The following is a 26,986-nucleotide window of genomic DNA, read 5'->3' as shown; positions in this document are numbered from 1 at the left end:
TTTAGATTATATTATTTTTTGTTCCAAATACTTCTTCTGAAATAATTAACACAGAGCTTCTATTATCTACTTTAATAAAAGTATCGGTAATGGGGATAGGCTTAGTATTTTCAGAATGATTAGTATCAATAATTTTGAGCCATTTACTTTTAGATTTTGGTAAATAAAAATCAATGCTTTTTGAATATGCATTTAAGCCAGCCCAAATTAAAGGATTATTTTCACCTTTATTGATGCTTAATGCAACTGTATGTGACCAACTACTCCAATCTGGACTTTCTAACTTTGGACCATGCCAATAATAATTGGCTAAATTGTCAATTTCTTTTTTATTTGTTGAAGAAATAGGATTAAAAAAATTAATAAATTTTTTTCTTATTTTTATTAAATACTTTAGATAATTTAATAGTTCTAAATCTTGTTGATTTTCATCCCAATTCATCCAACCTAAAGAATTGTTTTGGCACCAAGAATTATTATTTCCGCCTTGAGATCTTCCTATTTCATCACCCATTAGCAACATAGGGACTCCTCTTGAAATGAATAAACTCAAAAGTAAATTTTTTTGTTGCCGCTTTCTTAATTTTTTAATAGATAAGTCTGATGTAGGTCCTTCCACTCCATGATTCCATGAATTGTTGTGGTTATCCCCATCTCTATTTTGCTCTTTATTTGCGAAATTATGTTTTTTGTTAAAGGTAACTAAATCTTTTAGTGTAAATCCATCGTGTGAAGTTATGAAATTTATAGACTTTGGTAAGAAATTATTTTCTTTGTAATGTGATGGACTACCTTTGATTTTGTCACTCATATTCCAAGCCGTATCTTTATCCCCTTTCCAAAATCTTCTTAAGTCATCTCTGAAATGCCCATTCCATGTAAACGTTTTCTTAGAGGGGAAATCGTTTAATTTATATAATCCTCCACAATCCCAAGGCTCACTGATAAATTTGATATCGGCAAGTTCAGGATCACATTCAATATCATCAAAAATTGGTGGATTATCAAGAGGGATGAGATCTTCACCTCTTGACAAGGCAATACCTAAATCAAATCTAAAACCATCAACGCCTAATTCATTTACCCAGCATTTTAATGACTCTAATATTAATTTTCTAACTAATCCTCTATTTGCTGCTATAGTGTTCCCACATCCAGAGACATCTTGATAATTTTTATCTTTGTCGATGAAATAATAAAGATTGTCATCTATCCCTTTCCAAGATATGGCAGGTCCTTGATAATCTCCTTCAGAGGTATGGTTATAAACCACATCTAAAATTACTTCAATGTTTGCTTTATGGCATTCTTCCACAAATTTTCTAAATTCCTCTCTATTTCCTTTGGCGGTATTATTAGAAAGATATTGAAAATGTGGAGTAAACCAGTTAATAGGACTATATCCCCAGAAATTTTCTAATCCATTAGGAGCATCATTTGGGTCAAAACAAAATACCGGAAGTAATTCAATACTTGTTATGCCAAGTTTTTTAAGATATGGAATTTTTTTTAAAAATTTTTTAAAACAACTTTCTTCTTCATTAGAGGATTGAGTAAATGCTTTGATATGTAACTCATAAATAATAGTTTCTTTCCATGAGTGTTTAGGTCTAGGGAAATCTTTAAAATTAAAAGATTTTCTATCACAAACAACACTTTTAAGACAACAATCCATGTTATCTATATTGTTGAGTGCATTTTTTCTTTTGTAATTACTCCATCCAGTAATGCCTCTTGAGCAAGGATCTATGAGAACAGTTTTAGAATAATTTTTATTTAGTCCATTATCATTCTGTTTTACTCTAAAGGCATAGATTGAACCCTCTTTGAGATTATTTATTTCAGCATGCCAATAAGAACCAGTCTTATGACTATGATCTAACTTGAAGATTGTTTTTGGAGCAACTGAATCTTCTTTCTCGAATAATAAAATTTCTATATATTCTGCATTTGTAGCTATTAGAGAGAAATTGACACCTCCTGAAGTTATTGAACTACCCAGAGGTAATGGTTTTCCAACCTTTATATCATTCACTGTTTCTTTATTTCTTTAATTTTTTTTATAAATGAACTAATTTAATTAAATAATTCATTTCAGAATCATAAGTGCAAAATTAAAAAAAAAGAATCAAATTTGATGTTTCACTCATCAATATTCTTAAATTTAAAAAATTTAATATTACTAATTAAATGTTCTTTTCTTTGTTTTGTATTTATACACAAAAAAGTTCAAAACTCGGTTCAAACGTAATATGTTACTGAATTTTTTTGCTTTTAAAATGGAAAGAATATCCTCTTCATGTGCTGAGAAGAAAATATATCTGAAATTTAATAAAAAATAATAAATATTTGAAATTGTTAAATTGATTACTTTTAAATATAAATTTTTTTAATAATTAGAAATTAAACTTTTTTAAAGAAAACTAGTTACTGCAAGAGTTTTGGCCCTTCATTTTACCTAAAGTAAATTTAAGTGCTTATAAAAATTTAAGATCTAACAATATTGTTGAATAGCTAAAAATGTCATTAAATTTTGTATAAAGCTTTGCGCTGCCGGCATTTTTGGTTGCCGTATTTGTATTTGCTCCATATGATATGCAAGTTCGAGGTAATTAGACTTGATTTTAAAATTCTTGTCTTTCAAATCTCTGCTATACAAACAATTCAATGAACAAAGCTGATTTAGTAAATCTTGTAGCTGCTCGTACTGAGCTTACAAAAACAGATGTATCTTTAGTTGTTGATGCAGCTATTGAAACTATTGTTGATTCAGTAGTGGAAGGCAAAAAAGTCTCCATACTGGGATTTGGTTCTTTTGAACCAAGGGATCGTTCTGCTAGACAGGGCTTAAACCCTAAAACTGGGGAAAAAATTGCGATTCCCGCGAAAAGAGTTCCTACATTCTCAGCAGGAAAACTATTTAAGGATAGAGTTCAAGGCTAATATTCTAATAGCTTATTTTGTCTTTAATATAGGTGTTCTTTTTGAACACCTTTTTTTTTAAAGAAAAAAGTATTGATAATTTTTTTATATTATTTTTAACATGATTTTATTAGGAGGGTTTTTACTTTTTGACTCTTTTTAGTTATAAGAAATTTATATGTTTCTCACTACCTTTGTTAGTTTTATTCTTAAATCCTATTGTTGCCGAACAATTATTAACTAAATCGGAAATTTTAAGAAAAGCAAATGAATGCTTCAAAGATTTGCAATATAAAGTATGTAGTAACTTATTATTGGAAATTGAGAAAATACAGTTAGTTGAGTCTGAGCAAAAAAAATATAAATGTCAGGCAAGTATTCTTGGGTTGCAGACAGAACTTATTGAAGCTTATTACTTTAGAAAGTTAAAGAAAAATAAAAATGGAATGATGCTTTCATATGTGAATAAAAATTGTTAATTCTTGAGAAAAATTTTAAATTTAGAATATTATTAATTTGTTATAAAGGTTGAAATGGTAAAAGGTTTTTCTGAAAGTGAAGTTAAAAATGATAAACCTATTAAGGATTTGGAAAAAGAGAAAAAAGGGTTAGCTTCTTTTCTTAAAGGAAAAAAATTTACTTATACCTTGCCAGGTAAAAAGCAGATTAATATATTTGGTTCAGTTGTATTAGTTTTAAATATAATTTTAGTACTTTTGGTTATTTTGTATTTTAATAATAAAGGCTTTCATGATTTTATCTTTAATGTTGGTCGATAGCTTAATTTTTTATCGAAAGAATTTTAGAAGTGATATATTTAAATTTTGACCGGAAATTCATGAAGATAGTTAGCTTATTTTTTCAAGTGGTTATATCAGTTGTACTTATTGGATTTTCAGTATACTTTTTAAGTGGTTATGACTCTGCTTTCGAGGCGGATCAGTCATGTCACTCATATCTTTCTAATTTGCCTGACCCATCAAATAGCTTAGGTTGTGATCATGATACTGAAACTCATCAATGGATACTATATGAGACTCAGGATAATTTAGAACCAGCAAAAATTATTAAAAAATATAGATATAAGTTCTTATAGTTTAATTTTTTTATAAAAGAATTTGGCACTCAAAATTGAAATGATTGCTGTAATTGTAAAAGTAAGATATTGATATATGCTCCCCTCTTGATAGATATTATTTTTATAAAGGGGGAAATCTATAAATGAACCAAATGTTCCCCAAATTATTACCCAAGCTGAAATGTATAGGAAAATTTTTAATGGATTAGATTTTTTTTCTTCCATTATCAATTTATACCAAAGATTGAGGAAGTGACAGGCCTTCCTTTAAAAACTAATTCGGTTAATAAGAGCATTAAAAAACCGATCATAGCTGCTCTGCCATTAACAAGTTCGGCACTACTATTAAATCCAAAAACATCTTTTACTTCATCACCTTGATTATCAACCCATTTTGAATATTCATTATCAGAAGATGTATTATTTGTCTCTTCCTTTAGATTTTCAGTAGGACTATTATCCGAATTTTTTAATGGGGGTTTTTCTTCTTTCATGAAAATTGTCTTTTTAATAATGATAGTTACTTAAAACAAATTTCATTGAATTAGGATTCAAATTTTAAAAAAAATTATGGTAAAAGTAATTATCCAAAGTATTTGAAGTCTTAAAATTAATTGACAAATAATATTTATTTTTTCTTTGGAGCAAATATTACCATTTGAATTGATAATTGGCTTTTCAATAATTTCATCATTGTACTTGTTCTCACCTCCTAATTTGACATTGGAAATATATGCAAAAATAGCCTCTGAAATACCAGAATTAGGAGAATCATATTTAATTCCATCAGAGTAACTTTTTTTAATGACAGAAATATATTTTTTAATTTTAGAACTAACCAAAGGTAATGTTAATAAAACTATTCTACTTGGAAGGAAAGTTGAACAATCTTCAATTTTTGCACTAAAAAAACCTAGATATCTGTAATGGTCATATTTATAGCCGATCATTGAATCCAAAGTACTTATTGCTTTATATGAAAAGCCAAGTGATAAAGGACCTGGAAGAAAAATCGAAAATTTGATAAAAACTGTTCCAATAAATATCCAAAAAAGCGGACCAAAAATCCCATCAACTGAATTTTCTGTAAGACTTTCAATACTTGATCTCAAAAGATGCTCTAACGAAGCTGTACTTACATCTCTACTTACAATTCTTTGAACTTTTTCTTTAACTATTTGTTCAGTTTTTTGATCAGTTATGTTGTCGTTTATAAGATTTGAAATTTCTTTTACGCTCAAGATTAGACTCTTTGAAGCTAAACAACTCGATAAGCCTAAGAAGATTAATATTCCAAAAATAAGATTGCTTTTTGATTGAATGAACATTAATTCAATAATCTTACCGATCACAAAGCTTGTCGCGATAGTGGATAGTGCAATAAATAATCCTCCCCAAAATAATATCCTCTTATTTTTCTTGAAATTATGGATAAAAAAATTAGTTATTTGTTTTATGTAAATCCCAATTATTTGAACAGGATGGATGATAAACTTTGGATCACCAATTAAAAGATCAAACCCAATCGAGGCAATAAATATAAAATATAAATTTATTTCAGCCAACTGAACATAGCACGAAGACCTTTCCCAACTTTTTCTATCTCGTGTTTAGAATTTTCTTCTCTTAATTTTGTCATTAAGGGTTTGTTATTATCACATTCATCTACAAAATTCTTAGCGAAAGTACCATCTTGAATATCTTTTAAAATTTTCTGCATTTCTTTTTTTGTTTCATTATTTATAAGTCTTTTCCCACTTACATAATCACCATATTCTGCAGTATTTGAAATTGAATCTCTCATTTGAGATAATCCTCCCTTAACCATAAGATCGACTATTAACTTTACTTCATGTAAACACTCAAAATATGCTAATTCAGGTTGATATCCTGCCTCAACGAGAGTTTCAAATCCTGATTTAACAAGTTCTGATAAACCACCACATAGAACTGCCTGTTCTCCAAAAAGATCTGTTTCAGTTTCTTCTTTGAAATTTGTTTCAAGAATCCCAGCTCTTGTACCTCCAATACCCTTGGCATAAGACATAGCTAATGATCTCGCATTGCCTGAATAGTCTTGTTCAACTGCGAATAGGGCAGGAACTCCTTGGCCATTCTGATATTCCCAACGAACAGTATGTCCAGGCCCTTTTGGTGCAATCATTACAACGTCGACAAAATTAGGTGGCTTAATGAGTTCGAATCTTATATTGAATCCATGTGCAAAACTTAATATCTTACCTTCTTTTAAATTTGGTTCTATCTCTTTGATATAAACATCTTTTTGGAACTCATCTGGAAGCAGAATCATAATCCAATCTGCTTTTTCACAAGCCTCAGAAACAGTGAATACTTTTAATCCATCATTAATAGCTTTGCTTTCAGAATTACTACCTTTGTATAACCCTACTATTACATCCATTCCACTGTCTTTAAGATTTAAAGCATGTGCATGGCCTTGTGAGCCGTAACCTATTATTGCGATAGTTTTATTTTTTAATAGACTTAGGTCAGCATCTGTGTCATAAAAGAGTTGTGTCATTAGTTGTAACTTCTAAACTTTTGATAGTTAATATTTTAGACATTAAAGGTGTAAATAAACCATATAATTGCTCATTTAAAAATTAATATTTAAATATTAATTTTAGATAATAAGAGCTAGCTCGCCTCGCTTGGATGTGAAATTACTCTATCTATTAGCCCATAGTTTTTAGCTTCTTCAGCACTTAGAAAATAATCTCTATCAGTATCTTTCTCTATTTTTTCAAAGGATTGTCCTGTCATATCAGACATAGAGTGATTCAACATATCTTTAATTCTCAGTATTTCTCTAGCTTCTATTTCAATATCGCTAGCCTGACGTTGTGAAGTCCCTCCCAGTGGTTGATGAATCATAATTCGACTATGAGGAAGAGCAACCCTTTTACCTTTAGTACCAGCTCCCAATAAAAATGCTCCCATTGAGGCTGCAAGACCTACGCATATAGTGACTACATCGCTCTTAACGTATTTGATAGTGTCATATATTGCTAAACCAGCAGTGACTGATCCGCCAGGACTGTTTATGTAAAGATAAATAGGTTTTGTATTATCATCAGAATCAAGGTATAGCATTTGAGCAACTAAGCTGTTCGCAATTCCATCATTAACTTCTTGTCCGAGAAATAAAATCCTCTCAACACCCAATCTTGTATAAATGTCTACCCATCTTTCGTATTGACTTCCTGGTAGTCTATACGGCACGCTTGGAGTTCCTATTGGCATAATTTTAAAAAAGTAGTGAGTTAAAAGTAAGGATTAAATGTTATTAGGTAAATCTTTTTGACTTGTGAGTATCCTATCTATCACTCCATAATCTAAAGCTTCTTGAGGGTTAAGATAACTCATCCTGTCAGAATCTTTCGAAAGCTCTTCAATACTTTTACCGGTGTTGCGTGATAAGATCTCCAGCATTGATTTTTTATTTTTTAACACCTCTTCTGCCCTTATTTGGATATCAGTTGCTTGCCCTCTAGCTCCGCTAATTGGTTGATGAAGAACAATAGAAGCATGAGGAAGAGCTGCTCTATGCCCTTTAGTCCCTGAAGACAATATAACTGCCGCTGTTCCCATTGCTTGTCCAATACAAATTGTATGAATAGGAGGTTTAATGTAGTTGATGGTATCGCAAATAGCAAAAGCTTCTGTTTCAAAACCAACCGCATCTCCGGTATACCAGCTAGTGCCTGTTGAATTTATATAAAAATAAATAGGTTTGTCTGGATCATCAAATTCTAAATATAGGAGTTGAGCAATAATTAGCTCGGTAACATCCATTCCTAATTGTCTTTTAGCGTCATCGTCTGAAAATAACGGTAATCCTAGGTATACAATTCTCTCCTTTAGCAGAAGAGAAGGTAAATCTGGTGGCGGAGTCCTCATAGCGGTATTCTCGCCGTAATAAGGAGCAGATACAGTCATATGTTCTACAAAATAAATACTAGTATGATTCTAGCTATATTTAGCCCTGTGTCGCTGGAGATTTAAAAGATTTGTTTGACTCAGGATTATTTATCAATTTCCCAAATACCATTCTTCCAGTGGGCGATTGCAATGCACCAGTAATAACTATATCTAATCTTTCTCCCACAAATTTCTTTGCATCATCAATTACGACCATTGTCCCATCATCTAAATATCCAATTCCTTGCAATTTTTCTTTACCCTCTCTGACTATTTTTATATTAAGTGATTCTCCAGGCTGTACTTCTGGCCTTAAAGCTATAACTAAATCGCTCAAATTCATAACTTTTAATTCTTTTACTTCTGCAATTTGGGAAAGATTATAATCTGCCGTAATTAAAGTACCTGCCATATCCTCCGTAATTCTTAGAAGTTTTTCATCTACCCCATTCCCCTCATATTTAGTTGGGTTTATTACAAGTCTCCTTCCATATAGTTCTCTCAGCTCTTTTAATAATTTAAGACCTCTTCTTCCTTTTCCTCTTTTTTCATTACTACTAGAGTCAGCTAAGGTTTGTAGTTCATCAATTACACTTTGGGCCACAATTAATTGACCTTCAAGTAATCCACAGCTTAATAAACCATTTATCCTTCCATCAATAATTACACTAGTATCAAGAATTTTTGGACTTGCTGCTGGAATTATTCCTTCATTTACTAAATAAGCGTCAGTATTAGTAGGGTTAAATAGTCTTAACAATGTCCTGCCATGAGTATCAGCTAATTTATAACCAAGTGCCCCAAAGAAAAAATTACTAAGAATGGCTGCTAAAGGTTTTGCAAAAAATACTTCCCTTGGAAATGGAATCAACAATATTGGAGCAAGTAGTAGATTTGCAACAAGTAATCCTAAAATCAACCCTACCGCTCTGCTTATTAACAAATCCGTAGGCATTGTACGTATTTGATCAAGGAATGTCTTTCTAAGCTGTAAAAATACAAAACCTGCTGCTAATCCAATAAAAAATCCTATTATGGCTAGTACAATTCTAAAACCTTCTACATTAGAGACTTGTTTAAGTATGTCTATTGGTAGAAGATCAACCCCAAGCCATCCTGATGCCGCTCCAGACAATACAAATAAAATTAGTACTAAGATATCCGTCATATATATAATCTACTAGGATTTATTAATTGAGTAAATAAAGATTTTATTTTTAAAACTCCTCTATGTTTTTTTTTTAAGCTTTATATTTTGTTTGCATGATGAATAAATTGCCTAGAAGTGCTTACGTACACATACCTTTTTGCCACAGACGATGTTTCTATTGTGATTTTGCAGTTATACCTTTAGGTAATAAAATCGAAAGTTTAGAGGGATATGGGAGTAAAACCGTTAAAGAATATTTGACCTATTTAAATAAAGAAATATTATCAATCAAACATAAATCTCCTCTTTCAACAATTTATATCGGTGGAGGAACTCCTTCAATTTTAAATCCCTTACAGATTAAAGATTTAATAAATCTTTTTAAGGAGAATTATAAAATTGATTATGGTGCTGAAATCACAATGGAAGTTGATCCAGCTAGTTTTAATGAAGATGATCTATATGGCTTTATAAAGGCTGGGATTAATAGATTTAGTCTTGGAGTTCAAAGTTTTAATAATCAGGTCTTAGAACAGGCGGGAAGAAGACATTGCAGCAAGGATGTAGAAAAATCTTGTTTTTGGTTAAAGAGAGCATATAATCATGGTTTTATAAAAAGTTGGAGTTTGGATTTAATTCAAAATTTACCAAGAAGTGGTTTTAAAGAATGGCAAGAAGACTTAAAACAATCGTTAAAGTTTTTTCCTCCACACATATCAATTTATGATTTAAGTATCGAGAATGGAACGGTTTTTAAGAAATTAGTTGATTTAGGTAAACTATCTTTACCAAAGGATGATGATGCTTTTAAAAATAGTGAGTTAACAAACTTTATTTTAAAAGCTTCAGGTTATTCAAGATATGAAATTTCTAATTACTCTATCCCTGGACATCAATCAAGACATAATAGAGTTTATTGGAAAGGTCTTGGATGGTGGAGTTTTGGTCAAGGGTCGACTAGTTCTCCTTGGGGAGAGAATTTTACAAGGCCAAGAATTAGTAAAGATTATAAAAAATGGGTAACTAAGCAATGCGAAATCAAATTAGAACATTCACTAATTAACCAAGAAAATATTTATAAAGAATTGGATGAGAAAATCATGTTAGGAATGAGACTTAAAGAGGGTATCAATATTTATAACTTATTAAACGAACAAAATTGGGATAATAAAAAGTCCAAAATAGCTTTAAAAAAGTTACTAAAAGCATGGGAACCCTTCCTGGAAAGTGGCCTTTTAATTAAAAGAGGTAACAGATTTTTTTTAAGTGATCCAAAAGGGATGGAATTAAGCAATCAAATTCTTGTTTCAATGTTTAGATGGTGGGAAAAATTTAATTGAGCTTTTCGGCTGCTACCCATTCTTTTAGTTTTTCACCAAAAATTTTTTTTCCATCAATAATTGGTCTACAAAATGGAGGTTGCTTATCATTTAGTCCTAATAAATCAGCAGTAACTCTTACTTGTCCATCACAAAATTTTCCTGCACCTATACCTATTGTTGGTATTTCTAATTCGGTTTGAATTTCTTTAGCAAGTAATTCTGGAATATGTTCTAAAACTATAGAAAAACATCCTAATTTTTCTAGTGATAAAGCATCTCGTTTGATTTTTTCGTGACTTTCTGAATTGTTCCCTTGTTGTTTAAATCCTAGATTCAAATAGCTTTGTGGAGTAAGCCCTAAATGACCCATGACAGGAATTCCCATCCTTATGAGTCTTGAAATAACATTCTGTACCTCTGGATCAGCGCCCTCAACTTTTACTGCCTTTGCATAAGTATTCTTAATTATTTTTCCTGCATATTCCACTGCCTTGTTTTCTCCGCATTGATAAGTAAGAAAAGGCATATCACATACTAATAATGACTGTTCTTCTATTTCTTTGCTGAACCCTCTAGAAACTGCATTTGTATGATAAATCATATTCTCTAACGTAACAGGCAAGGTCGATTTGTATCCCAAACAGACCATTGCTAAAGAGTCTCCCACTAGAACAATATCTGCTCCTGAATGTTCAGCTAGAGAACCTGAAATAGAATCCCATGCAGTTAATGCAATAATCTTTTGAGATTTTTTTTTATATTTAACTAGTTCTGATGGCAACATAAAAGCTATGTATCTTTTTTTATCAAAAATTGCTAATATATTTAAGACTCGGCCTTTCGCGGTTTTAACGCCCAAACCTGGTCAGGATCGGAAGGTAGCAGCCACAAGGGATGCTTGAGGCAGGCGAGATAACCGAGTCACTTAATTTTAGCGATTATTCGATATCTTTTTTATTCTGCCTTAATCTTAAAAACTCTGGAATATTAGTACCTGTGTCTTTATTATCAGAAATATTATAAAGTGGCTGATTAGATAATCTATTTTTAATCCTTTGTTGTTTTAACGGTTGATTGGTTTCGAAACCTGTTGCAATAACAGTTACCTGTATTTCGCCTTCCATTGATTCATCTATAACAGCACCTACTATTATGTTTGCTTCTGGATCTACAACATCATAAATAATTTCTGAAGCTGAGGTCATATCTTCTAATGTCATATCTTTCCCACCTGTAATATTTATCACACAACCTTTAGCTCCATCAATTCTTGCCGCTTCTAGTAAAGGACTATTCATTGCGGCTTGAGCAGCCTCTAATGCTCTAGATCTACCAGAACCAATACCTATACCAAGCAGGGCAGTGCCAGCTTCAGTCATTACAGACCTAACATCAGCAAAATCAACGTTAACTAATCCAGGGCATGTAATTATGTCACTTATACCTTTAACTCCCATCCTTAAAACATCATCAGCATTTCTAAAGGCTTCTTGAAGTGGAGCTCCTGCAATTACGTCTTTTAAACGATCATTTGGAATCACAATAAGCGTATCAACGTTTTCTGCTAATCTTGCAATCCCTTCTTCTGCCTGACGCATTCTCCTTTTACCTTCAAATGAAAATGGCTTGGTTACTATCCCAACAGTTAAAGCACCACTTTGCTTTGCAACCTCAGCAACTACTGGAGCCGCTCCTGTCCCAGTTCCTCCTCCCATACCTGCAGCAATAAAAACCAAGTCAGAGCCCTCTAAGGTTTGTTGCAATTCATCTTTAGATTCCTCAGCAGCTTTTTGACCAATACTTGGATTCCCTCCTGCTCCAAGACCTCTTGTTAAGTTCTGACCTAGTTGAACTCTACGATCTGCAGAAGATTGTAATAATGCTTGCGCATCAGTATTTAAAACTCTGAATGAAACGCCTTCAAGATCACTATCAATCATCCTGTTTACAGCATTACTCCCACCACCCCCGACACCAATTACTTCAATTTTGGCATTCTGACTTGGAAGGATGTCTTTTGATTGATCAAAGTTTGGATTGTTTCCGAAGCTCATCTCTAAATAAAATCAAATACTAGTATTGGATGCATTATGAACTCACTAAGCTGATATGTAGGATTTTCTTGAAGAAAGTCCTTAAATATTAACTTGTCAAAAATTTGAGTGAATAACCGAAACCCTTTCAATTACTGATCTAATCAAAAAAACTTTTATGAAATTTGTTTTCAATTATTAGGGTTTGAACACTTTAATTTTTGGATTGTTGGGGTCAATTAGGTCGATATTATCTATTTTTTCTAAGATATTATTTTCTCTTATTTGGTTTTTCATATTATTTACTATTTGTAATTGATTTTCTATTCTTTTTGGATTAAATCCTAACAATATTGTTTTAAGACTTTTTTCCTCTAAAGTTAAAAAGCCATTAGGGGAGAAAGTTATTGTAATGAATTCAACATCGTTATATTTTTGGTAATTCAAAATTTTTGATAGTGTCTCTCTAAAGTTTTCTTTCCATCCAAAAACTTTACTAGTTATTTTATTCAAATTTTCTTGATCTGAATATTTTAGACTGATGAAGAAACCATCTTCATCAATAAAACCAGTTATTTTTTCCCCTTTAAAAAGCCGTTCGCCATAAGCTATTGGAGTTCTTGTTTTAATTAGAATTTTTAAACCAAAAGGGAATATTTGTCTAAAAACTGAAACATTCTTTAGAGATAAATTCTTTTTTAATTCTCTTTCTGTGTATGAGCTTTTGACAAATATCAACGAGGTAGGGAAATTTAGAGATGAGTTTACAACTATATCCTCGATAGAAAATAATTCGCTACCAACTATAGAAACATCTTGGTAATTAACATTTTTGAAAATTTTAGAGGTTGCATAACTTGTAAAAAATAAAAAGGTAATTAACAAAAAAAACCTTTTATTCTTTAATTTTTGTTTATCCTTCACAAATCACATCTAGCTTTTTCCATCAGTTGATCCATCCACTCTCTAGCTCTCTCTGCATCTGAAAATGGAACATCCATCTCTTTCCCATCCCCAACGAGCCTGAGCCTACACTTACCTTGTGATTCATTGGTTAAAGGTGCTTCTCCTGAGGTAAGGGCCATTAACTCTACTAGTTCTAGTTTCTTTATTGTAAAACTACCTTTTTCTTCAAATATTCCAGCTTCAAATGCACTCCATTTTAATTCACCATCCTTTAAAAAAGCTGCACCAGAACTATCTAATTTGCAAATTTCAGAACCACTTGCCCAATTCCTAAAAAGATTTTGTCTTCTTCTTTCTAGCCAACCGAGAGCTGTTAATAGAACGAAGATTAAAAGTAATGGTAACCAAAGTAGTCCATGCAACATTTGACTTTAATCTATAAATCTGATGATATATCAACTAGTTTAGCTACAAGTTGATCAATATTTAAACCTGAAGCATTCCAAAGCATTGGAAACATACTTTTACTAGTAAAACCAGGAATTGTATTTATTTCATTCAGAAAAATTTTATTTGAAATCTTTTCTAAAAAGAAATCAACCCTTGCGAAACCGTAAATATTTAATGCTCTACAACTTCTAATAGCAATATCTTTAATTTGTTCAGAGATTTGAGAATCAATATCAGCTGGAATAATTATTTGATTATCCATCGAATATTTTGAATCATAATCGTACCAATCGGTTGAATAAGAAACTTCACCGATTTCAGATGCGGTAAGTTTTAAATTACCAATTATTCCGCATTCAAGTTCTCTAACATCTAAACCTTCCTCGATAACAATTCTGGAGTCTATTTCCCAAGCCTTTTGTAATGCTTTAATTATTTCTGATCTAGTTTTGGCCTTCGAAATACCAAGTGATGAGCCTGAATTAGCAGGTTTAACAAAAACTGGTAACTTTAATTTTTCAATAATCTCAACAGATAAATTATTTTTTACTTTATCATCACTAAGATCTTGATTTTGAATATCTAAATAATTTACTTGGGGAATTTCTAGATGTGAAAATATTTTTTTCATTAATATTTTATCCATGCCAAGAGCAGAACCTAAAATTCCTCCTCCTACTATGGGCTTTTGGGTAAATTTTAATAAACCATGAATTGCTCCATCTTCTCCATTTACACCATGCAAAAGTGGGAACCATATATCAATACCTTGAAATTCTATTGTGTTTAAAAAGTTAATTTCTCGTTTAGGGAAAACTTGGTTCTTATCAATCGTTTCATTTTTTCTTTTTTCTTTTAGTAATACAAGAGATTGATCATTATCAAGCCAAACGCCATGCTTATTTATATAAAAAGCTTTAACCCAAAATCTATTTATGTTCGTTTTTGAAATTAATGCTTTAAAAACTGTCTTGGCGGAAGATACTGAAACATCATGTTCATTAGACTCTCCTCCAAAAATTATTCCAATACATTTTTTTTCTTTTTCTAACATTTAGAAAAATTACTTATAAATCTGACCACTTAAAGAAAAAGATCTCGCCTCGGTTATTTTGACATTTATTTCATCACCATATGAATAATTAAATTCAATATTTTTTGATATTTCTACAAATGTAAGTCTATTCGTTCTTGTCCTTCCCATCATTTGGGCATTATTTTTTGGATTCAAGCCCTCAATTAAAACACTTTCAATATTATTTAAATATCTTTGATTTCTTTTTCTAGAGGTTGTTTCAACTAGTTCATTAATTTCTTTTAATCTTTCCTTTTTAACTTCTTCAGGAATTTGATTATCCCAAAAAGCTGCTGGGGTATTTGGTCTTGGAGAATAGGCGGCGGTCATAACTTGATCAAAGCCAATATCAGATATTAACTTCAATGTTTCACGATATTGGGTTTCTGTTTCTCCTGGGAAAGCAACTATTGCATCAGCAGTAATTGATGCATTTGGCATTAATTGTCTAATATTTTCAATTATTCTTTTATATTTTTCGATCGTGTAACCTCTAGCCATTAATCTAAGGATTTCATTATTACCACTTTGGAACGGAATATGAAAATGCTCACAAACTTTGTCTAATTCATAACAAGCGTTTATAAGTCTTTTTGAAAAATATTTTGGATGACTTGTAGAAAATCTTATTCTTTTAATTCCCTCTACATCATGAATAAAATAAAGAAGATCAGTAAGGGAATTTTCTTTCCTGCCCTCTTTGGTAGTTCCAGGAAGATCTCTACCGTAGGCATCAATATTTTGCCCTAAAAGAGTTACCTCTTTGAAATTATTATGAGCTAAAGATTCTATTTCACTTTTAATTGCATCTGGATATCTTGACTGTTCTTTACCTCTAACAGATGGGACAACACAATAAGAGCATCTTTCATTGCAACCATAAATGATATTCACCCAACCACAAATAGAGCTATCTCTTCTTGGATTAGTAATATCTTCAGATATAAAAGTTTCTTCAGTGGCTACGACTTGATTGCCTAAATCAACCCTCTCTAAAAGATTCTCAAGATTATTAACATGTTGTGGCCCCATTATTAGATCAAGTTCGGGCACTCTTCTTAAAAGAGATTCACCCTCTTGTTGCGCGAGGCAACCTGCTACAACTAATTTTAATTTTGGAGTACTATGCTTTCTTTTGACTTGCTTTCCTAAAAAACTGTAAACCTTTTGCTGAGCACTGTCTCTTATTGTGCAAGTGTTATATAAAACTAAATCCGCTTTTAATTCATCAATAGCTCTTGAATATCCCATTTTTTCAAGTGTGCCTGCCATCCTTTCGGAATCGGCCTTATTCATTTGACAACCAAAAGTTGTTATCCAATAACTACCTAAAGAGGAATTTTTGTAAATCTTTTCTTCTTCTTGGATTGGTTTGGTTAGCACTTTGCAAAAAGTTTTGAATGACTTTTGTTAATTCAAAATTATAATTTAAATAATTTTGGAGCAATATTTTTGAGGGCGAGCGAGGGGATTCGAACCCCCGAATAGCGGCGCCACAAGCCACTGCCTTAACCACTTGGCGACGCCCGCCTCACATATATAAACTTAACAACTTACGAGTAAAATTTCATGCATATTTGTATGTTTTAGAAGATTTTGAAGTATTTTCCTATTTCTGTATAAGCTTTATCTATGTTTTAAAATAAAATAAAAGCATATTAAATCTTGATCAACTCCGGAAAAACAGAGGTACTTATACCTAGATGCCTTTGTGAAATAGAAAATGTTGATAACCTCAACGTGGATGATGAGGGTTTCGCTTCTGTTTTTGTTGCTTGGGAAAAAGGAATTATTTCTGAACTAAAGCCGATAAATATCAAAAATAAAAAACCAAAAAAAATCCTTTTCCCAAGATTTGTTGAGACTCACTCACATCTTGATAAATCTTTCACTTTTGGAGAGTTTCCTAATTTTAAATCAAACTATCATGAGGCCTTATCAGTAAATTTAGAGGAGCATAAAACTAGGTCTAAAATTAAAGTTTTAGAGAGAGCTGAAAAATCACTCAACTTGGCTCTTAAAAATGGTTATAGAGCTATCAGGAGCCATGTTGATACCTACGAAAGTCAGGATAATAATATTTGGGATGAGCTTTTTAAAATTCAAAAAAAATATTCCTCTAAGTTGAAATTGCAATATGTAGCATTAGCTCCATTGGAGTTTTGGGATACTCCCCATGGAGAGGAATTAGCAAAAATTTTTTCTAAGAAAAAGGGTATTTTAGGCGGAGTTCTTGTTCCTCCCTTTAAAAATAGAGCAAAAATAAAATACTTACTCTCTAAAACTCTCTTGCTTGCAGATAAATATAAATTGGAAATTGATTTACACATAGATGAATCAACTATTGAGCCAGGAGCGGGTATAAAAGTTCTTTTGGAAACTATTGATAGATTAAATATTAAAGTCCCAATAACATGTAGTCATTTAAGTAGTATTCTATCTCTAAATAATAATGAAATACTTAATCTGGGAAGCAAAATCGCTGAGAAAGATATAAAAGTGATTGCACTTCCTCTTACAAATTTCTGGTTGCTCAATCGTAAAGAAAAAAGTACATCTTTAAATAGGCCTGTTGCACCAATAAAGCAACTACAAAAATCATTAGTAGATGTTTCTATCGGGAGTGATAATGTTCAAGACCCTTGGTATCCATTTGGTAATTACGATCCTTTTTATTTGATGTCTCTTGCAATGCCAATGCTTCAATTAAATCCTTGGGAAAGATTGACTTTATCTTCCATTTTTTTGTCACCAAGTAGATTATTGAATTTAACTTGGGATGGGGTGGTTAAAAAAGGTTGTCCTGTGAATTTTGTGCTTTTAGATGCTGGAAATTGGGCGGATATTTTCTCAACTAATTTAAAAAGAGAAGTCCTTATAAACGGCGAATTGTATAGCTAATCAATTATTTTATGTTTAAAGTAAAAAATTAATTATTAATGTCTTCAAGAAATTCAAAATTAATAGAACAATTAAAAAAAATTGATAATTTAGAAATTATTGAAAGGACTTCCGATGTGAAAAGGCTTTCAAAAGACTTTTATAATTATTCTCCAATACTCGAAAAGAAACTAGATGGTTGTATCGCTGACTTGGTGGTACGACCTATTGATCAAAATTCAGTAAAGAAAGTAGCAGAAATTTGTTGGGAATTTTCGATACCACTTACTTTAAGAGGTTCAGGAACAGGTAATTATGGACAAGCTGTCCCTTTGTTTAAAGGTATTGTTATGCAGATGAATTGTTTAAATAAAATTGAAGAATTTCATCCTGAGACAGGTTTTGTAAAGGTACAATCTGGATGCTTAATGGGAGATTTAAATAAAGAACTAGAAAAATATGGAAGAGAATTAAGGTTGCTTCCCAGTACATGGAAAACTGCAACTATAGGAGGTTTTATTGCAGGGGGCTCAGGAGGTATTGGTTCAATTAGATGGGGATTTTTAAGAGATCCAGGGAATCTTATAGGTTTAGAAGCTGTAACAATAAATGAAGAGCCTAAATTACTAAGATTTGATGCTGAAGAATCAGAACCTTTAAATCATGCATATGGAACTAATGGAATTATTACTTCATTATTGATCGCTACTGATATAAAACGTAAGTGGTACTCGATAATAATTGACTGTGAAGGGTTAAATAAGACAATCGAAATATTAAAAACATGTACCACTGCAGCAATTGACTTAAAGCTTGGCGCAATTCTTGAGAAAGAAATTGTAGATCAAATGCCTTCCTGGTTTAAAGGTAAATCTAAAAGTCACAAGATTTTGATTCAATCAACGCTTGGGGGGATAAAAACTATTGAATTAATTTGCAAAAAATATGAAGTTAATTCTTTTCTTCTTGGAGAAGAAGATAAATTAACAAATGGAATCTCTGAAGTAGTTTGGAATCATACAACCCTTCATATGAGGGCAAAGGACAAAAACTGGACATATTTACAGATGCTTTTACCTCTAGATAAGGAATTCGAACTAATTAATTCTTTGAGAGAAAAATGGGGTAAGAATATTCTTTGGCATCTTGAAGCTGTCTCTCAACAAGGAGTCCCTAGATTAGCTGCTTTGCCAGTAATTAAATGGCACAGTTCAGATCAAATAAACCAAATAATAGATAATTGTAAGAAACTGGGAGCAATTATTTTTAATCCACATGTATTAACTGTTGAGGGAGGTGGATTAGGAGTTATTGATTCTGATCAAGTAAAAGCAAAATTAAAATTTGATCCAAAAGGTTTATTAAATCCTGGTAAATTGCAAGGGTGGGAAATAAAAGATGAGTTTAATATTTAAAACTTTTGATTATTTGCAAATTTAATAAACTCAGCAACTAAAAATATTGAACCTGTAAGCACAGGATTACATTTTGGCCATTTTTCAAGCTCCAAAAGATAATTAAAAGCAAGATCAACTTTTTCAAACTCATTTATATCTAAATGATTTAGCTCGTTAATATTAGATAGATCTTTTAATTTCCAACTTGCTTGATTAGGAACTGGGACTAAAAGTATATGATCATTTTCTTTAATAAGAACTTTTATCATTGAGGCAATATCTTTGTGTATTTGGACTCCTAAAATCCAATAAATCCCTTCCTTATTATTATTCCAAGTTTTCCTTTCCTCTGAAAGGGCTTTTGCCGCAGAGTAATTATGTGCAGAATCAACAAGAATCTTTTTATTAAAACATTTAATTATTTCTAACCTCCCGCTCCATTTTGCATTCTTAAGTCCTTCCTTAATGGAGCTTTCTTTAACCTTAAAGCCAAAATTAATTAGTTCTTCAATTACTCCAATAGCAACAGCTGCGTTTTGTTTTTGAAAATTACCTTTTAAACCAATTTCGTAATCATTAGATAGTGATTCTTTCCATATGATTTTTGCATTTACTTGTTTAACTCTTGCTTTAATTATTTCCTCAACTTCAGCTTCTTGACGACAAGAAATAACAAATGCATTTTTTTCAATTACAGCTACTTTTTCTTTTGCAATTTTTTCAATTGAGTCTCCAAGATATTCTTTATGGTCTAAACCTATATTGCCAATAGCAATTATTGGTCTTAAAGGATGGGCTGTAGTAGCGTCTAATCGTCCACCTAAACCAGCTTCAAGAATTAATAAATCTACTTTTTTAAAATCAAAAAAATTTAGTGCACAACAGATAATTTGTTCAAAAGGAGATAATTTATGGGTTGAAAGATTATTTTTTATTTTCTTAAATAGTCTTTCAAATTCTTCCTTACTAATCTTTTCTTTATTCACTCTGATCCTTTCACAAATATCTAAAAGGTGAGGTGAAGTAGTAACCCCAATATTCTTTTTATCTGCATAAAGAATGTTTTCTATAAAAGCGGTAATCGAACCTTTACCATTTGTCCCAACAATTTGAATAGCAGGTATATTTTTGCATGGGTCATCTAAATCTCTTAACGCATTTTTTATTCTTGATAATCCTAATTGAATATTTTCCCTTTCTAATTTGGGCGAGAGTAAATCAAAATTCTCAATATTTACATTAATCAAAATTAATAAAATTTACATCTCTTCGAAAATTAAATCTAATTTCTTTAAAAGTATATTGATCTCATTTCTCGAAATTATTAAAGGTGGTACAAACCTAACAACGTTTCCTCCAGCCGGTACTAATAGTAAACCTTTATCAAAAGCTTTTAATGTGATCGTTTTTGCATCTGTGTAGGAATCATTTATAACAAGTCCTTGTATTAATCCTAGTCCTCTTATGCCACTAATAATTTTAGGAAATTTCGCTGAAATTTTCGTAAAACCCTCATTTAATTGATTACCTCTTTCTAAAACGTTTTTAAGAATTTTACGTCTTTTAATTTCTTCTAAAACTGTTATGGCAGCTCTACAAGCAAAGGGATTGCCACCAAAAGTACTTGCGTGATCTCCAGGAGTAAAAATGTTCGCTTTTTTTTGTACCAATAAAGCACCAATTGCATGCCCTCCGCCTAATCCTTTAGCTAATGTGAATCCATCTGGTTCGATTTCTAGATTCTCATATCCCCACATTTTTCCCGTTCTCCCTACTCCACTCTGAACTTCATCAAGAATTAAAAGAGAATTGTATTTATTACAAATTTCTCTTAATTCTTTAAAAAATTTTTTATCTCCAGGTATTACACCTCCTTCTCCTTGAATAGGTTCAACTAAAATCCCTGAAGCTTTTTGGTTATTTGCTTTTAATTCTTCAAATAATTTTTTTACAGAAGCAATATCATTATATTTAAAAAACTTAAAACCTTTAACCATTGGTTCAAAACCTTTTTGGTACTTAGGCTGACCAGTAGCACTTAAAGTTGCGAGTGTTCTACCATGAAAGCTAGATTCAGCAGCAAGAATAAAAGATTCTTTACCTTTATGTACTGTATTACCATACTTTTTGATTAATTTAATAGCTGACTCATTTGCCTCGGCACCACTATTGCAGAAAAAAACACTTTCAGCGCAACTCTGTTTAGTTAAATATTTGCTTAATTCTTCTTGCTCTTCAATTTTATAAAGATTTGAGATGTGCTGAACTTTTTTTAATTGTGCGGATAACTTTTTTCTTAAGATTCTATTGCTATGCCCTAGGCTACATGTTGCTATACCAGCCACAGCATCAAGATATTTTTTGCCTTTTTCATCCCATAGCCAACATCCATTACCTTTCTTGAAAGAAATATCAAATCTAGTATAAGTATTCATTAAAGTGGGAGCGGTCGGACTTGAACCGACATACCCGAAGGTGCCGCATTTTGAGTGCGGTGCGTCTACCAATTCCACCACGCTCCCAAGGCTCTTCACAAATAATTAACTTATTTAACTATAACAATATTTCATGCATTGACTACTTTTTCTGCTTTACGGAAAAGAGTTGTTAAAAAAAATAAATAATCCAAAAAAAGATCTTAAATTAAACACATAAGATTAGAAATTAAGCTCAAAATATAGCCTTAAGTTACACTTTTGAAACATTACTGTCTCAGAATAGAGTTCTGAAGACTAGTTTTGATGATTAGACTTCACAGATAGTAATATTGTGTTATATTTCTTAGTAATGCTTATAAAAAATTATGTCAGGAATCAAAACAAAAAATAATACTCAAAAATTATCATTTAGGTTAGCTCCATATTTATTTATAGCAGTAGCTATTTTCACTGCTTTCGGTACTAACGGCGGCACATGGGTATGAATGATTTAAAAATTAATGGATTAAATAAATATTGGTCTGTTCGTTTCTTAGTATTGTCCTTTCTCTTTATTGGCTGTGTGTCACTTGTTAATGTAGCTTACGTTTAAGGTCAAGATCAAGCTGCTCTTATTTCAGATACCTCTTTAAGTTTTGAGTTAGAACTGCGATTTTTTGACTTGTTAATGGTCTGTTTCGTTATTTGTCTCTTAATTTCAATACCTAATTTAGATAATTTTTGCTCAAAATTTTCGTAACCCCTATCTAGATGTTCAAGCCCATATACATAACTAACACTTTTAGAGGTTAAAGCAGCAATTATAAGCGCTGCTGAAGATCTCAAGTCTGATCCAACTAATGTCATTCCTCTTAATTTTTTAACTCCATTTATGTGAGCTATATTATTTTTCAAAGTTATAGAGCTTCCCATTTGATTTAAAAGATCAACATGATTCATTCTATTTTCAAAAATTGTTTCGGTGATCTTAGATCTCCCTTTTGCAATAGTCATTAGAGCCATAAATGGAGCCTGTAAGTCGGTAGGGAATCCTGGAAATGGAGCGGTTTTAATATCTACTGCTTTAATGTTATTACCTTTTATTGAAATCGAATTTCCTTTTATTATTATTTTACTACCACTTTCTTCTAGCTTATTTAATACTGCCTCTAAGTGATTTGGAATTACTGGAGAAACTGTAATTGAAGATGAAGTTGCAGCAGCAGCTATTAAAAAAGTTCCTGCTTCAATTCTATCTGGGATTACTTTATGAGTACAGCCATGAAGTTTATGTACTCCATCAATAATTATTTTTTCTTTACCAGAGTCATAAATTTTTGCTCCCATTTTATTTAACATCTGACATAAATCTTGAATTTCAGGCTCCCTTGCAGCATTCTCTATCACAGTCCTGCCTTCTGCTAAGGATGCCGCCATTATTAACGTTTCAGTAGCCCCAACACTTGGACAATTTAATCTGATATTTGCACCAAATAGTTTAGTTTTCTTCTTGACTAGTTTTGCTTTTACGACATCTCTGTCAATGATAATTTCTGCACCTAGTGCCCTTAGCCCGTTTATATGCTCGTTGATAGGTCTTTCACCAATATTGCACCCACCAGGTAAAGGTATTGAAGCCTCCCCAAATCTTGTTAATAATGCTCCAATACAAAAGAAACTAGCTCTTAATCCATTTACAAGTTCATATGGAAGTTCTTGTATAGATATATTCTTTGAATCAATTATTAATTGATGATCTTTATTATGTAATTTAACTCCTAAATTCTTAAGTATATTTCCCATCTTCTCAATATCAGTCAGAAGAGGAACATTATCTAATATGATTTTTTCGTCAGTTAGTAATGATGCCGCAAGTAATACTAAAGCAGAATTCTTTGCACCACTTATTTTTACCTTCCCTCTTAAGGTTTTTTGGCCAATAATCTTTAAATGTTGGGATTTAAGATATGACTTATTGTTGCTTACGCAAACCATTAAGAATTTTTTTATTGGTCTAATAATGACAAACTAAATATAGTAAGTCCACCCTGTGTAACGCGATGAATATTAATTAATACTAAAGGGTATAAATTTAAAAGGCTAAGAATTAAGATTTAAAAAAAATAATTGATCAAAATATTTAAGTTACTAAGATGTATTTAAAATAAAATTTATTTAAATTACTATAGAAAAATTTTTTCCAAAAATAACTAGTAAAAGTAATGCTTTAGTTAAAATATTTAGATCATTTAAAAAAGGATCTAATACAAAAGATAAAGATTATTTTTGCATTGAAGGTACTCATTTGATTGAAGAAATGCTGAAGTCTGGCAATCATCCTTCAAAAATTTTAACTACTGAAAAATGGCTTGATAAAAATGAGGATCTTTATCAAAAGATTGATCAATCATTAATAAATGTCGTATCAGAGGAAGTTTTAGCTTCAGCAGTATCTACAAAAAATCCTGATGGAGTAGCCGCCTTGGTAGAGATTTCATCAATACCTAATTTTGACTTTAATAATATTGAAGATGACTTTATTCTTGTCCTTGATAGGATTCAAGACCCCGGGAATATGGGGAACCTTTTTAGAACAGCTTTAGCTGCTGGTGTTAGTAAGATATTATTAGCAGGGGGAGCGCACCCCTTAGGTCAAAAGGTATTACGAGCATCTAGTGGATCTGTTTTTCATCTCCCATTTAAAAGATTTGATGGAGGTGAAGAAGAAATAATTAATTCTTTATTGTCATCATTAGATCAATTTTCAAAAAACGGGTTTCAAATAATTTCTACAAGTAGCCATAATAAAAATCTTTATAAATCTCAAAAACCATATTGGGAAATTGATTGGTCTAAACCAACCGCTCTTATATTGGGCAATGAAGGAAATGGTATTCATAAAAGAATTCAAGAAGCTTTTAATGAAACAATTACTATTCCGCATAGTGAGCTTGTAGAATCATTGAATGTGGCTTGTGTTGCAGTTCCATTATTACTTGAACGAAAAAGAGTCACATATACTTCTACTTCAAGAATACAAAAGTGACTGATACAAATTTTGACTTTGATTTGATAGTAATTGGTGCAGGATATGGAGGATTTGATGCCGCCAAACATGCTGCAGAAAAAGGTCTTAAAGTTGCCATCATAGAGTCTGGAGATATGGGAGGTACTTGCGTAAATAAAGGATGCGTACCTTCAAAAGCTCTTTTAGCAGCAAGTGGAAAAGTTAGAGAAATAGCCAATTACGAACATCTAGCAAAGTTTGGTATTCATGCTTCCCCTGTTAGATTCGAAAGATCAAAAATTGCTGATCACGCCAATAATTTAGTATCAAACGTTAGAGAAAATTTAACAAAAACCCTCAAAAGAAGTGGAGTTGAAATTATTTTAGGATTTGGAAGACTTGAAGGTAATCAGAAAGTAGGAGTAAGAGACAACAATGGAATTGATAGGATCTTTACATGTAAAAATATAGTTCTTGCGACAGGTTCTTCTCCCTTTGTGCCTCCTGGAATAACTTTAGACAATAGAACAGTTTTCACAAGTGATGAAGCAGTAAAACTTGAGTGGCTCCCGAGATGGATAGCCATTATTGGAAGTGGATATATAGGTTTAGAATTCGCTGATGTATATACCGCTCTAGGTTGCGAAGTGACCATCATTGAGGCTTTGGAAAATATAATGCCCACCTTTGATCCGGATATTACAAAAATAGCCAAGAAAAATCTTATTCAATCAAGAGATATTGATACAAAATCTAATGTGTTTGCGACTAAAATTACCCCTGGATGCCCTGTAAAGATAGAGCTAACGGATGCAAAATCAAAAGAAATTGTAGAAAACTTAGAAGTTGATGGCGTTCTTGTGGCTACTGGGAGGAGTCCTAATAGTAAAAATCTTAATCTTGATTCAGTTGGTATAGAAACTATAAAAGGTTACATTCCTATTGATGATCAAATGAGAGTTTTAAATGGTGAAAAAATAATACCTAATGTTTGGGCCGTTGGTGACGTTACTGGCAAACTTATGCTTGCCCATACAGCAGCAGCTCAAGGAACAATTGCTGTTGAAAATATATGTGGTGAGAATATCGAAATCAATTATGGGAGTATTCCAGCTGCAACATTTACTCATCCTGAGATAAGTTCAGTTGGCTTATCTGAAACTGATGCTAAAGAAATAGCTAGCAAAGAGGGTTTTACTTTAGGAGTTGTGAAGAGCTATTTTAAAGCTAATTCCAAGGCATTAGCAGAATTAGAAAGCGATGGAATTCTTAAGTTACTTTTCAATAAAGACAGTGGAAAAGTATTAGGTGCCCATATCTTTGGGATGCATGCAGCTGATTTGATTCAAGAAATTGCAAATGCAATCTCTAGAAACCAAGATGTAATGCAACTATCTACTGAAGTACATACTCACCCTACCCTTAGTGAAGTAGTTGAGGTCGCTTATAAACAGGCAGCTTCTCAAGTTAAATAAATTGATTTGTTTATGGAAATACGACGTAGGCCACCAAATCCAACAGTCAGGGTAGAAAATTTAGAATATGCTGTTCCTCATAGAGAGGCAAAAGCAAAAAATATTCTTGAGGAAATTGTTTGGTACAAAGATACTGAAATCAAAAATTTTAAGAAAATAGTCTCCCTTGAAGATTTAATAAAAAAACTTGATAAACTTTCTCCACCAAAAGATTTTTTTCAAAGTATTTTGCATTCCAAAATTAAACCGGGAGTGATTGCTGAGATTAAAAAAGCTAGCCCTAGTAAAGGTGTTATTAGAGAAGATTTTAAACCAAAAGAAATTGCTTCTTGTTATGAAAAGTCTGGTGCCTCATGTATCTCGGTATTGACTGATAAAAGGTTTTTTCAAGGAAGTTATGAAATACTTCAAGATGTCAGAACAGCAACTAATCTGCCTTTGCTCTGCAAAGATTTTATTATTTCTGCTTATCAAATATATAAAGCGAGAGTATCTGGTGCTGATGCAATATTATTAATTGCTGCGATCTTAAGCGATGATGATTTATTTTATTTGAAGAAAATTGCAGATAATTTAAAGATGAGTGTTTTAGTTGAAGTTCATGATGGTCAAGAACTTGAAAGAATATTGAGTTTGAAATCATTTAATTTAATAGGAATAAATAATAGAAACTTGAAGACTTTTAAAACTGATCTAAAAACATCAATAAGAATAATGAGTAAATATTCGGATATATTTTCAAAACATAATATTGTTCCTATTAGTGAATCTGGAATAAATAACTCTGATGATTTAAAAACTCTCAATTCGATTGGAATAAAGGGGGTTTTAATTGGCGAACGGTTTATGAGGGAAAGTGATATTGAAAACTCTTTTAAGAAATTATTTAACTCAATTTAATTAAAGCTGGATATTTATGCTATAAAACTGAG

At 31.6% G+C, this 26,986-nt stretch carries 26 protein-coding genes, 2 tRNA genes and 1 other RNA gene; 11 read left to right on the top strand and 18 right to left on the bottom strand.

From position 1 onward, the window contains the following. Window position 1: 1 nt before the first annotated feature. On the bottom strand, window positions 2–2,035 hold the full coding sequence (locus TX50_RS07095) for a glycogen debranching protein (RefSeq protein ID WP_011132956.1): 2,034 nt from the start codon (window positions 2,033–2,035) through the stop codon (window positions 2–4). A 632-nt stretch (window positions 2,036–2,667) separates the two neighbouring features. On the opposite strand from TX50_RS07095, the gene TX50_RS07090 reads away from it, so the two are divergent. The 4 genes from TX50_RS07090 to TX50_RS07075 all read left to right on the top strand — a co-directional run bounded on the left by TX50_RS07090 (window position 2,668) and on the right by TX50_RS07075 (window position 4,018). Beyond that, a complete protein-coding gene (locus TX50_RS07090) occupies window positions 2,668–2,943 on the top strand; it encodes an HU family DNA-binding protein (protein WP_011132955.1) in 276 nt (91 codons plus the stop codon). Between the two features lie 128 nt (window positions 2,944–3,071). Next, window positions 3,072–3,401, top strand: a complete 330-nt coding sequence (locus TX50_RS07085; protein ID WP_011132954.1) for a hypothetical protein — start codon at window positions 3,072–3,074, stop codon at window positions 3,399–3,401. A 54-nt stretch (window positions 3,402–3,455) separates the two neighbouring features. Further along, window positions 3,456–3,701, top strand: coding sequence for a hypothetical protein (locus TX50_RS07080; protein ID WP_011132953.1), 246 nt, complete (start codon window positions 3,456–3,458; stop codon window positions 3,699–3,701). Between the two features lie 59 nt (window positions 3,702–3,760). Continuing rightward, window positions 3,761–4,018 carry a hypothetical protein gene (locus tag TX50_RS07075; RefSeq protein ID WP_036930508.1) on the top strand — a complete coding sequence of 86 codons (258 nt, stop codon included), beginning with the start codon at window positions 3,761–3,763 and terminating at the stop codon, window positions 4,016–4,018. A 209-nt stretch (window positions 4,019–4,227) separates the two neighbouring features. Here the strand turns inward: TX50_RS07075 and TX50_RS07065 are convergent, their stop codons facing one another. The 6 genes from TX50_RS07065 to TX50_RS07040 form a co-directional block, all read right to left on the bottom strand. Beyond that, the gene (locus TX50_RS07065; RefSeq protein ID WP_011132951.1) at window positions 4,228–4,494 is read right to left on the bottom strand and encodes a chlorophyll a/b-binding protein; all 267 of its coding nucleotides are present in this window, start codon (window positions 4,492–4,494) and stop codon (window positions 4,228–4,230) included. A 57-nt stretch (window positions 4,495–4,551) separates the two neighbouring features. Then, window positions 4,552–5,565, bottom strand: coding sequence for an adenosylcobinamide-phosphate synthase CbiB (gene cbiB / locus TX50_RS07060; RefSeq protein WP_011132950.1), 1,014 nt, complete (start codon window positions 5,563–5,565; stop codon window positions 4,552–4,554). Further along, window positions 5,553–6,542, bottom strand: a complete 990-nt coding sequence (gene ilvC / locus TX50_RS07055) for a ketol-acid reductoisomerase (RefSeq protein WP_011132949.1) — start codon at window positions 6,540–6,542, stop codon at window positions 5,553–5,555. Before ilvC ends, cbiB begins: the two co-directional genes overlap by 13 nt. A 116-nt stretch (window positions 6,543–6,658) precedes the next feature. Next, window positions 6,659–7,264 carry an ATP-dependent Clp protease proteolytic subunit gene (locus TX50_RS07050; RefSeq protein WP_011132948.1) on the bottom strand — a complete coding sequence of 202 codons (606 nt, stop codon included), beginning with the start codon at window positions 7,262–7,264 and terminating at the stop codon, window positions 6,659–6,661. Window positions 7,265–7,297: 33 nt separating this feature from the next. Beyond that, window positions 7,298–7,960, bottom strand: coding sequence for an ATP-dependent Clp protease proteolytic subunit (locus tag TX50_RS07045; RefSeq protein WP_011132947.1), 663 nt, complete (start codon window positions 7,958–7,960; stop codon window positions 7,298–7,300). Window positions 7,961–8,000: 40 nt separating this feature from the next. After that, entirely contained in the window at window positions 8,001–9,110 is a 1,110-nt protein-coding gene (locus tag TX50_RS07040) for a PIN/TRAM domain-containing protein (protein ID WP_011132946.1), read from the bottom strand. Window positions 9,111–9,208: 98 nt separating this feature from the next. Between TX50_RS07040 and hemW the strand changes: the two genes are divergently transcribed. Continuing rightward, window positions 9,209–10,432, top strand: coding sequence for a radical SAM family heme chaperone HemW (gene hemW / locus TX50_RS07035; protein ID WP_036930510.1), 1,224 nt, complete (start codon window positions 9,209–9,211; stop codon window positions 10,430–10,432). Here the strand turns inward: hemW and panB are convergent. Beyond that, a complete protein-coding gene (gene panB, locus TX50_RS07030; protein ID WP_011132944.1) occupies window positions 10,425–11,198 on the bottom strand; it encodes a 3-methyl-2-oxobutanoate hydroxymethyltransferase in 774 nt (257 codons plus the stop codon). The two genes, hemW and panB, sit on opposite strands and share 8 nt — an antisense overlap. Before the next feature lie 45 nt (window positions 11,199–11,243). On the opposite strand from panB, the gene ffs reads away from it, so the two are divergent. Beyond that, an RNA gene (ffs, locus tag TX50_RS09320) (signal recognition particle sRNA small type) lies at window positions 11,244–11,340 on the top strand. A 12-nt stretch (window positions 11,341–11,352) separates the two neighbouring features. Here the strand turns inward: ffs and ftsZ are convergent. The 6 genes from ftsZ to TX50_RS07000 all read right to left on the bottom strand — a co-directional run bounded on the left by ftsZ (window position 11,353) and on the right by TX50_RS07000 (window position 16,408). Beyond that, the gene (gene ftsZ / locus TX50_RS07025; RefSeq protein ID WP_011132943.1) at window positions 11,353–12,468 is read right to left on the bottom strand and encodes a cell division protein FtsZ; all 1,116 of its coding nucleotides are present in this window, start codon (window positions 12,466–12,468) and stop codon (window positions 11,353–11,355) included. A gap of 177 nt (window positions 12,469–12,645) precedes the next feature. Continuing rightward, window positions 12,646–13,371, bottom strand: coding sequence for a cell division protein FtsQ/DivIB (locus tag TX50_RS07020; protein ID WP_011132942.1), 726 nt, complete (start codon window positions 13,369–13,371; stop codon window positions 12,646–12,648). Next, entirely contained in the window at window positions 13,368–13,778 is a 411-nt protein-coding gene (locus tag TX50_RS07015; protein WP_011132941.1) for a hypothetical protein, read from the bottom strand. The genes TX50_RS07020 and TX50_RS07015 overlap by 4 nt, the downstream gene beginning before the upstream one ends. Window positions 13,779–13,789: 11 nt before the next feature. After that, window positions 13,790–14,857 (bottom strand): D-alanine--D-alanine ligase family protein, encoded by a 1,068-nt coding sequence (locus TX50_RS07010; RefSeq protein WP_011132940.1) that lies wholly within the window; start codon window positions 14,855–14,857, stop codon window positions 13,790–13,792. Window positions 14,858–14,866: 9 nt separating this feature from the next. Beyond that, window positions 14,867–16,261, bottom strand: coding sequence for a tRNA (N6-isopentenyl adenosine(37)-C2)-methylthiotransferase MiaB (gene miaB / locus TX50_RS07005; RefSeq protein ID WP_011132939.1), 1,395 nt, complete (start codon window positions 16,259–16,261; stop codon window positions 14,867–14,869). 74 nt (window positions 16,262–16,335) lie between these two features. Next, a tRNA-His gene (locus tag TX50_RS07000) sits at window positions 16,336–16,408 on the bottom strand. A gap of 135 nt (window positions 16,409–16,543) precedes the next feature. Here TX50_RS07000 and TX50_RS06995 point away from each other — a divergent pair. Both TX50_RS06995 and TX50_RS06990 read left to right on the top strand, forming a co-directional pair. Next, complete coding sequence (locus TX50_RS06995; protein WP_011132938.1) at window positions 16,544–17,779, top strand: amidohydrolase family protein; 1,236 nt, start codon at window positions 16,544–16,546, stop codon at window positions 17,777–17,779. A 38-nt stretch (window positions 17,780–17,817) separates the two neighbouring features. Beyond that, a complete protein-coding gene (locus tag TX50_RS06990) occupies window positions 17,818–19,173 on the top strand; it encodes an FAD-binding oxidoreductase (RefSeq protein WP_011132937.1) in 1,356 nt (451 codons plus the stop codon). Here the strand turns inward: TX50_RS06990 and TX50_RS06985 are convergent. From TX50_RS06985 to murA, 4 genes are all read right to left on the bottom strand, one after another. Next, window positions 19,170–20,402 (bottom strand): bifunctional folylpolyglutamate synthase/dihydrofolate synthase, encoded by a 1,233-nt coding sequence (locus tag TX50_RS06985; RefSeq protein WP_011132936.1) that lies wholly within the window; start codon window positions 20,400–20,402, stop codon window positions 19,170–19,172. The genes TX50_RS06990 and TX50_RS06985 overlap by 4 nt on opposite strands. Window positions 20,403–20,414: 12 nt before the next feature. Further along, complete coding sequence (locus TX50_RS06980; protein ID WP_036930592.1) at window positions 20,415–21,590, bottom strand: aspartate aminotransferase family protein; 1,176 nt, start codon at window positions 21,588–21,590, stop codon at window positions 20,415–20,417. Window positions 21,591–21,595: 5 nt separating this feature from the next. Further along, a tRNA-Leu gene (locus TX50_RS06975) sits at window positions 21,596–21,677 on the bottom strand. A 516-nt stretch (window positions 21,678–22,193) separates the two neighbouring features. Continuing rightward, window positions 22,194–23,567 carry a UDP-N-acetylglucosamine 1-carboxyvinyltransferase gene (gene murA / locus TX50_RS06970; RefSeq protein ID WP_011132934.1) on the bottom strand — a complete coding sequence of 458 codons (1,374 nt, stop codon included), beginning with the start codon at window positions 23,565–23,567 and terminating at the stop codon, window positions 22,194–22,196. Between the two features lie 184 nt (window positions 23,568–23,751). On the opposite strand from murA, the gene TX50_RS06965 reads away from it, so the two are divergent. Genes TX50_RS06965 through trpC form a run of 3 tightly spaced genes read left to right on the top strand, consistent with a single transcriptional unit; the run spans window position 23,752 to window position 26,954 of the window. Then, on the top strand, window positions 23,752–24,618 hold the full coding sequence (locus TX50_RS06965) for a TrmH family RNA methyltransferase (protein ID WP_080503712.1): 867 nt from the start codon (window positions 23,752–23,754) through the stop codon (window positions 24,616–24,618). Next, on the top strand, window positions 24,615–26,054 hold the full coding sequence (lpdA, locus tag TX50_RS06960; RefSeq protein WP_011132932.1) for a dihydrolipoyl dehydrogenase: 1,440 nt from the start codon (window positions 24,615–24,617) through the stop codon (window positions 26,052–26,054). The genes TX50_RS06965 and lpdA overlap by 4 nt, the downstream gene beginning before the upstream one ends. 12 nt (window positions 26,055–26,066) lie before the next feature. Further along, window positions 26,067–26,954, top strand: a complete 888-nt coding sequence (gene trpC / locus TX50_RS06955) for an indole-3-glycerol phosphate synthase TrpC (RefSeq protein ID WP_011132931.1) — start codon at window positions 26,067–26,069, stop codon at window positions 26,952–26,954. Window positions 26,955–26,986 lie beyond the last annotated feature (32 nt).

Source organism: Prochlorococcus marinus subsp. pastoris str. CCMP1986 (genome assembly GCF_000011465.1).
Classification (GTDB): domain Bacteria; phylum Cyanobacteriota; class Cyanobacteriia; order PCC-6307; family Cyanobiaceae; genus Prochlorococcus_A; species Prochlorococcus_A pastoris.
Note: the sequence above shows the minus strand (reverse complement) of the source record. Positions and strands in the feature narration are given on the sequence as shown.

Excerpts from the sequence above, each read along its gene's own strand:
- TX50_RS07090 (WP_011132955.1), top strand. The coding sequence starts at position 2,668 with ATGAACAAAGCTGATTTAGTAAATCTTGTAGCTGCTCGTACTGAGCTT.
- TX50_RS07080 (WP_011132953.1), top strand. The coding sequence starts at position 3,456 with ATGGTAAAAGGTTTTTCTGAAAGTGAAGTTAAAAATGATAAACCTATT.
- TX50_RS07075 (WP_036930508.1), top strand. The coding sequence starts at position 3,761 with ATGAAGATAGTTAGCTTATTTTTTCAAGTGGTTATATCAGTTGTACTT.
- TX50_RS07065 (WP_011132951.1), bottom strand. The coding sequence starts at position 4,494 with ATGAAAGAAGAAAAACCCCCATTAAAAAATTCGGATAATAGTCCTACT.
- ilvC (WP_011132949.1), bottom strand. The coding sequence starts at position 6,542 with ATGACACAACTCTTTTATGACACAGATGCTGACCTAAGTCTATTAAAA.
- TX50_RS07050 (WP_011132948.1), bottom strand. The coding sequence starts at position 7,264 with ATGCCAATAGGAACTCCAAGCGTGCCGTATAGACTACCAGGAAGTCAA.
- TX50_RS07045 (WP_011132947.1), bottom strand. The coding sequence starts at position 7,960 with ATGACTGTATCTGCTCCTTATTACGGCGAGAATACCGCTATGAGGACT.
- TX50_RS07040 (WP_011132946.1), bottom strand. The coding sequence starts at position 9,110 with ATGACGGATATCTTAGTACTAATTTTATTTGTATTGTCTGGAGCGGCA.
- hemW (WP_036930510.1), top strand. The coding sequence starts at position 9,209 with ATGAATAAATTGCCTAGAAGTGCTTACGTACACATACCTTTTTGCCAC.
- panB (WP_011132944.1), bottom strand. The coding sequence starts at position 11,198 with ATGTTGCCATCAGAACTAGTTAAATATAAAAAAAAATCTCAAAAGATT.
- ftsZ (WP_011132943.1), bottom strand. The coding sequence starts at position 12,468 with ATGAGCTTCGGAAACAATCCAAACTTTGATCAATCAAAAGACATCCTT.
- TX50_RS07015 (WP_011132941.1), bottom strand. The coding sequence starts at position 13,778 with ATGTTGCATGGACTACTTTGGTTACCATTACTTTTAATCTTCGTTCTA.
- TX50_RS07010 (WP_011132940.1), bottom strand. The coding sequence starts at position 14,857 with ATGTTAGAAAAAGAAAAAAAATGTATTGGAATAATTTTTGGAGGAGAG.
- TX50_RS06990 (WP_011132937.1), top strand. The coding sequence starts at position 17,818 with ATGTCTTCAAGAAATTCAAAATTAATAGAACAATTAAAAAAAATTGAT.
- TX50_RS06980 (WP_036930592.1), bottom strand. The coding sequence starts at position 21,590 with ATGAATACTTATACTAGATTTGATATTTCTTTCAAGAAAGGTAATGGA.
- murA (WP_011132934.1), bottom strand. The coding sequence starts at position 23,567 with ATGGTTTGCGTAAGCAACAATAAGTCATATCTTAAATCCCAACATTTA.
- trpC (WP_011132931.1), top strand. The coding sequence starts at position 26,067 with ATGGAAATACGACGTAGGCCACCAAATCCAACAGTCAGGGTAGAAAAT.